The sequence below is a fragment of the Vibrio sp. WZ-1 genome (genome assembly GCF_052037695.1).
GTDB lineage: Bacteria > Pseudomonadota > Gammaproteobacteria > Enterobacterales > Vibrionaceae > Vibrio.
The window spans coordinates 1-1,472 of the sequence record NZ_JBQEQR010000073.1 but is presented as its reverse complement, the minus strand read 5'-3'; the positions used below and the strand labels follow the sequence as shown (position 1 = coordinate 1,472).

Annotated in this window: 3 protein-coding genes; all 3 read left to right on the top strand. The window is 42.5% G+C overall.

The features are described from left to right. On the top strand, nt 1-600 hold a 600-nt coding region (locus tag ACTS60_RS10190; protein WP_440888123.1), incomplete at its 5' end, for an RHS repeat-associated core domain-containing protein. Beyond that, complete coding sequence (locus ACTS60_RS10185) at nt 593-1,051, top strand: hypothetical protein (RefSeq protein ID WP_440888122.1); 459 nt, start codon at nt 593-595, stop codon at nt 1,049-1,051. The genes ACTS60_RS10190 and ACTS60_RS10185, both read left to right, overlap by 8 nt. A gap of 160 nt (nt 1,052-1,211) precedes the next feature. Continuing rightward, nucleotides 1,212-1,472 (top strand): hypothetical protein (locus ACTS60_RS10180; protein WP_440888121.1); only part of this gene is annotated, 261 nt, incomplete at its 3' end.

Below are 1,472 nucleotides of genomic sequence, written 5' to 3'. Positions count from 1 at the left end.
ACGAAACGCAGTGACTTTGCGAGTGGGTTAGTTTATTTTGGCTATCGGTTCTATTCGCCTTACCAGCGCCGCTGGCTTAACCGCGACCCACTACAAGAACAAGGTGGGATCAACCTCTATGCTTATGTGAATGGTGATCCGTTAGGGTATGTGGACCCGGATGGTAGAAATCCGGTGGCAGTTGCAATAGCGGCGGCAGCGGCACGAGCGCTCCTTAAAAAGCTATTAAGGGATATCGCGAAGAAAAAGGCGAAAGATGCGGCTAAGAAACAGGCTAAGAGCAGTAAAAGCAAAGCTAAGTCTGGAGGTAAAGCTTGTAAGAGAAAAGGAAGAAACAAGCCCCCATCACCTTTAGAAGAGGCTGAAGGGCGGCCTCACTCAATTCCTGAAAAATCAGGAAAGAATGGCCAATATACAACACACAATGGAGATGGCACTTGGAAACAGTATCGAGGGTCAGGGCAAGACCATGGTGGAATACCTCGACCAAATGTAAAAGAAACCGGGAAGAATGTCACACCAGATGGACGTGAGTTTATAGACAAAGGTCGTGTTCGCCCCCCCAAGCTAGATGAAATACCTGGAGGATTAGATGGGTAATAAAACAAAGTATGATTTCGCTATGTTTTCTAATGCGAATAAAGGAAAAGATGTTACAGGTTTTGATTATTTACACGCGGTTTATCAATCTCAAGGTCTTACTCCTGACTTTGTATTATGGTTTTCTAGGTTGTTTAGCCCCGAATTTAAGGTTGTGGGTGGTCTGATTTATATTTCTGTTTTGTATAGTCAGGAGACTTACAATGAGTTGTTGAAAGAAGGTCATGAGCATTCCCAAGTACAGTTTTGGATGAATCTTCTTGAGATAACAGGTTTGTTTAATGACTTGTCAATTGAACAAGCTATGGAGTTTGCTCAAATGGTTGTGAATAGTTGGAATTTCAAACTTAATAAAGAGTTTAATGAGCTAACGGCGAAAGCAAGAATGATTTACGATGAAGACTCTGAAGAAGTATTCGTAACCATTGATGTTTCTGATGAAAATGCTTGAGTTTCATAACGTCTGACATTTCTATTGCTATCACGTATCTAAGCAGGCAGCCTCAGCACGATATAACGAGCTCAATCAGATTACTGAGTGGAATGGGGAGCCCAACGTATTTGCGTATGACAAAGACGGTAACCCTATCAAAGGTGTTTTAGCTGATGGTGTGCCTTTTGAATCGGAGTACGATGCAAAAAACCGATTAACCAAGCTGAACTTTACGCATGACCATATGTTGGCTCAATACCAGTTTTACAAAGACAAAGTGCTGGTCGAGGAGAAGCAATTTGTTCGTTATGGGTTAGTTGAGCTTCAACAACGTAATGCTCAAGGGGAGGTAGTTCAAGAATACGCTTGGGACAAGTCAGCGCTAGGTGGTATCGGTGGTTTACTGGTCGCGAAAACAAATAACGATGTCTATACCTAT